Source organism: Flavobacterium sp., from assembly GCF_029242675.1.
Taxonomy (GTDB): Bacteria; Bacteroidota; Bacteroidia; order Flavobacteriales; family Flavobacteriaceae; genus Flavobacterium.
On the sequence record NZ_JAQWTM010000068.1, the window covers coordinates 1 to 6,080 of the forward strand.

Annotated in this window: 2 protein-coding genes; both read right to left on the reverse strand. The window is 34.2% G+C overall.

Annotated elements, in window-relative coordinates; translation table 11 throughout:
• Positions 1–5,295, reverse strand: a 5,295-nt coding sequence (locus tag P8M54_RS02600; protein ID WP_300284734.1) for a hypothetical protein, incomplete at its 3' end; no start/stop codon positions are given.
• Between the two features lie 587 nt (positions 5,296–5,882).
• Positions 5,883–6,080, reverse strand: a 198-nt coding sequence (locus tag P8M54_RS02605) for a T9SS type B sorting domain-containing protein (protein WP_300284737.1), incomplete at its 5' end; no start/stop codon positions are given.

The following is a 6,080-nucleotide window of genomic DNA, read 5'->3' on the forward strand; positions in this document are numbered from 1 at the left end:
TATTGATGGCGTTGTTTCTCCCGTGGACCATAGGTAGGAATCGTAATCCGAACCAGCATTGATGGTTATGGAAGTGTTCGCGCAAATTGGGACAGTGTCAGCGATTGTAATAATTGGTTTAGCAACTACTGTTAGTTTTAAAACTGCTACAGCATAACAAGCGGTAGCAGAATTAATTCGAACATAAATAGTAGTGGTTCCTAGGAGTATTTTGTAGGTAGTAGGATTCACTATTTTGCTATTTGCTAGTTCATTTTCAGCTCCATTCAAAGTAGAATAATAAGAAAAGGAATAACCTGATGTTGATGTAATTAAATTGGTATTATAAGAACTAAGATCTACGATTTCTTTAGAATCATTTAAATCATCACATAACATTTCATCATGATTTTTAGCTGGTAAAGTTGTGATTAGTACTGCTTGTACCGCCAAACGATTTACACTTTCACAACCGTTTTCAGTTTGAGTAGCATAATACGTACTGCCATTTTGCAACAAGGTAGTGTTAGATAGTAAAGTTCCATTAGCTGCAGCATCGTACCATTTTATAGTAGATCCTGTAACTGTTAAATTAGACAAAGTTGGGTTTTGACTGCTACAGAAAGTTTGGCTTCCAATTCCAGTTGGAGCAGCCGTGTTTTTAATTAAAATTGAAACAGGAACTCTTTCGCTTTCACAGCCATCAATAGTTTGAGAAGCGTAATAAGTAATTCCATTTTGTAATGGAGTAGTATTTGTTAAAACTGTTCCAGCTGTAACTGCATTATACCATTTGATGTTTTGTCCTGTAATAGCGATGTTGCTTATTGTTGCATTTTCCTGAATGCAAAAGGATTGCAGGGCAGTTGCTGTGGGTTTTGCTGTGAAATTTGTAAATGGAATTATGTTAGCTGTGCTACTGTTAGAACTACAACCAGTACTATTTTTTACTTTTATCAAATAATTCCCTGGCGCAAGGTTTGTTTTTGTTGGGTTTGTTGACCAGGTTGTTCCATTGTCAAAGCTGTACGCTGAAGCGACGTCCGTAATTGTAATAGCTCCTCTAAGATTATTACAATCAGGTTGGGTAGTCGTAAAATTCGGATTTTTAGGGTAATCGGTAGGTGCTTCAATTTTTATTGATACCGCCGGAGACGCACAGTCACTACTGTTTTTTACGCGTACCAAATAAGTCCCAGGAGCTAGATTTCCTGAAAATGGGTTTGTTGAATACGTGACGCCATTATCAAAACTATACTGAGCAGCCGTACTTGAAATTGAAATTGATCCAAATGGATTGCTGCAACTTACAGGTTGGGTAGTCGCGTAATTTGGTATTGGTACTGCATCAAGTGGGGGGGCTATTGTCACTTTAATATTAGGTGAAGGACAGCCGGTAAGGCCATTTTTAATCCTGATGAAATAGTCACCTGTGGTTAAATCTATAGCAATAGGATTAGAAGTCCAGGTCAGTCCATTGTCAAAACTATATTGACTAGCAATAGTGGTTACAGTAATTTTTCCTTTGGAACTGGTACAGCTACTAGGTTGCTCAACTGAAATAGTAGGTTTTACCGCAGGTAGATTAATATTGTAAAGATGGACAGACTTATAAATTGATTCACATCCTAAATTGTTTTTTATTTTCACATTATAATATCCTGGTTGCAAATTATTAAAAGTTGCATTTGAAGACCATGTGGTTCCGTTGTCAATACTGTACTCTGAAGCATCTGTCGTTATGATTATCGTCCCTAATGATTCGCAAGTTGGTTGTGTAATTGTGTATAAAGGATCACTAAGAAAAAAATTTGGAACATAAACGCTTATTGGATAGGATTCGCAGCCTAATTCGTTTTTAATGATAACCACGTAATTGCCTGGATCTAAATTTTGGGCAGTAGCATTGGTACTCCAAGTATCACCATTGTCAAAGCTATATTGTGCCGCCGGACTAGTAATTGAAATGCTTCCTCCTGTTCCGCAAATAGGATTTACTGTTGTGTAAGTAGGCTTAGGTAAGTAAAAAGGAAATATTGTAATGGTCCTCGGCCAAGATTCACAGCCTAAGTTGTTTTTAACTATAATTGAATAATTCCCTGGTAATAAGTTTGTGGCTGTTTTGTATTGACTCCAAGATCTTCCACCATTAAAACTATATTGATCAAAAAATGGATCTACAGTAATACTCCCTTTATTCCCAGATTCACAAGTAGGTTGAGTTACATTGATGTCAAATCCTGTTAAATATTCTTGATTAAAAATAACTGCATTGAATGTTTGCGATATACAACCAGCTTCATTTTTTATTTTAGGATAATAAAAACCATTAGGTAAATTTGTAGCTTTTGGGTTAATACCCCAAGTTTCACCGCCATCGAAACTGTAAAACGGAGCGGGTGTGGTTATGGTGATAGTACCACCTATGCCACAAGATGGATAAGTGACTATGAATTTGGCCTCTGTGATTTTTACAGGCTCTAGTTCGACAATATTGTCCCCTGACTCACATCCTGCAGCATTTTTAATTCTTAATTGGTATTTAAATCCAACGGGAAGATTTGAAGCTGTGGGGTTTGTGCTCCAGCTTAGTCCACCATTAAAACTATAAAACGCTGCTGCTGTTTTGATTGTAATACTTCCGGTAGCATTACTATCACAGGTTGTAGGCTGTACTATTGTATAAGTGGGAGTGTCTAAGTAATTAGGGACTAGGTTAAACCAATTGTGATTACTTATGCAGCCTACTTCGTTTTTAATCCTAAGAGCGCCACTTACCCCGCCATTAGGGTATTTTAGAAGATTTGGATCTGTACTCCATGTTGCTCCATCATCAAAACTATAAAATGCGGCAGGAGTGATTATGGTGACACGCCCTGGTGTAGTGCAAGTAGGTTGTATAGCTACAAATTCGGGAGATTCTAAATAAAAATCATTTCTGATGTCGGTGAAAGCATAATTTGATTCACAACCTAATTCATTTTTTATTTTAAGGAAGTACGTTCCATAATCTAAATTAGTGATAGTAGCGTTTGGACTCCATGTCATTCCACCATCAAAGCTATAAGCCGCCGCAGGGGTTGTAATTGTAATACTCCATTTGGATGTTGTTGTACAATTGGGATTTATTATTTCAAATTTAGGTGTATCAAGGTAGAAAGGAGGTAAATAGGCATATCCAGCATCGGATTCGCAACCTATTTCATTTTTAATTCTAATATTATAAGAACCAGAAGCTAAATTAGAAGCCGTTGGATTAGTTGTCCATGTATCTCCATTGTCAAAACTATAAAACGATGCAGTAGTATTTACGGTAATACTTCCATTTGTTGTACATGAAGGATTTGTTATAGTAAAAGTTGGTTTAGGTAAATTAAAATTAACTTTAACTTCAGTTACTAGTGATTCACAGCCTAATTCATTTTGTGTTTTTAATAGGTAATTACCAGGTTTTAAATTAGTAAATGTTTGTGTTAACTGCCATGTTTGCCCGTTATCTATACTGTATTTAGAGGAACGTTTTAAAAAATATATAATTCCAGTAGTACTGCAGGTACTTGGTTGAGTAACTTTAACATCAGGGTATGACCTAGCAAAATCATTAATATAAATTTGATAGTAATTTGGTTTAGATTCACATCCAAATTCATTTTTAATTCTAATATTATAATTACCGGAAGGCAGATTAGTTGCAATTGGGTTAGTAGTCCATGTTACTCCATTATCAAAACTATATTCTGATGCGGGACTAGTAACCGTAATACTTCCTCCTTCGTTGCAAGTAGGTTGAGTCGAATTAAAGGTTGCAGAATCAATAAAATATTGAAAAAGGAAGACGCTTTGTGGATATGATTCGCATCCGCTACTGTTTTTTATTTTTAGAAAATAATTACCTGCAGGTAAATTTGTTTTGGTAGCACTATTTTGCCAAGTTTGACCATTGTCAAAGCTAAATTCTGAGGCTGCAGTGGTTATTGTAATGGTTCCGCCAGAACTACAAGTTGGTTGAATAATTGAAAAAGCTGCTTTCTCTAATACTGTTGGAGGAGTAAGTGTTATAATGGTAGGCGTCGAAATACAACCAGAACTAGTTCGTGCTTGAATATAATATTTACCATATTCCTTTGTAGTAAAGTTAGCTTCTGTTTGCCATACTAAATCTTTTTTATCGTAGTAGTCATCTGAATTTAAAGGCAATCCTTTTTCAAAACTATATTCCATTCCCGGTTCGTTAACTGTAATATAACCATTTATATCTTGACAAGATGCCTGAACTACTGTTACGGATGGATTGGGAATTGAGTTGTTAATAGTTAACTTTGAACTGATATAGCATTCATTTCCATTTTTTACTTTAACGCTATATTCACCTAAATTTGCTTTGACAGATGGAATTGAATACGATTTGTCAGTTGCTCCAACTATTGCTATTCCGTTTTTATACCACTGAATCGTTGTTCCTAGACTCATGGTTTTAGTAAAATCAGCAGTCAAGATCAAATCATTGTTACAGAAATTACCAGTCTGAATAATAGTAACTCCAAAATTTTCAGCAGTATTTAACCTTAAATTATCATATAAAAACGTAGGTACATAATCTGTATTAAATGAAGGAGGTAAGACTTTCTCTGGTCCTAGCATTATTGCATTAATATCAATGTTGGGAGTGAAATTAAGTGTTATTTCTTCCCAACTAGCCTGAGGTTGGTATAAAACTTTTCCAATTTCAATCCAAGTTGAGTCAAATGAATTTGGATCAGAAGTCGTGTATAATGGTAAATTATCTTTATTATTACATCCATAAAGTGTTACATAGGTTGGTTCTAAAAAATTAAAATCAAAAAGTTTACTTAAATTAGAACTGAAGATATTATTTATCGAAGCAATATTCAGTGTTAACTGATAGCTTTTTCCGGTAAGTAATGGAGTTGATAATTTACTAGCAATATATTCTTTTTTATTATTTTTATAAACTGCTCCTACAATTCCTTTGCCATCCGGGAAATCTTGAAGGTTTTTGGAGTAAATTGTTTCAAAGAGGTAGCAGTCTTTGTTTAAATAGGCTGGAGATGGTATTGTACCTTTTATCCAACCGTTCATAGTTGTTAAATCATAATAATTATAAGGACATCTTATTCTTTCTTCAAAAGAATGATTAGTTAACAATGATTTAGGAACTGCGTTATTACTAACACAATCACTATCATTTAAATCAATTTTTCCATCACCATCATCATCAATTCCATTTTCACAGTTTTCTTGTGCAGAGCAAAAAATAGAAATCAATAAAAAAAGAAAGAGTAATTTTTGTTTCATACTTCAAGTTTAAATAGGTGTAAATGTAATTAAATAGCTTCAAAACAACTTGCTTTTTTTAACAATAAATTAACTGAGCCTCACTTTCAATTCGTATTTCAGCAGAAATTAAAAATATCGCTCATTTTTGCACAAAACAATTCCCTATTGAAAACAAAACTCTTCTTAATCACACCGCCTTTTACGCAACTGAATACGCCTTAATCAGCAACCGCTTACATCAAAGGGTTTCTCAGCGAAATAGATTATTAATAAGCTGACTAGGTATCGAATTTATTTTAAAGTTATCTTAAAAAAGTTCAAAAGACTTATTCCTAGAAGTTTACCAACTAGAAGAGATCTCCCCTAATTCCGGACTGTTTATTGCTTTTAAGAAGTGTATTTAAGAACCATTGATCATTTAATTACCATTCTGCACGACAAAAATCTAATTTTGGAATGATAATTATCTTAAGGAAATAATTTGCTTGAAGCTCCTATTTTTTGCACTTAGGAGATTTAACTTAGACTTTTATAATTCTTCTGCTACCAAAGTGATAAATAGTGGTTGTAAAATAAGGAAATTACTTTTTCATAATGATCATAGTCTACCGTTTCATACTAAAATGGCCTTTGTATTCTTTTCCGTCAGCTCTCGTTACAACAAACCAATAATCGGTTGAGGGTACTAATTGGCCATTGTAAGTTCCGTTCCAACTTTCGTTTTGCTTCAAAGAGGCTATTAATTTACCATAGCGATCAAATATTTTTACAGATAGTTGCGGTTCATTTTCAGAAAAGCGAAT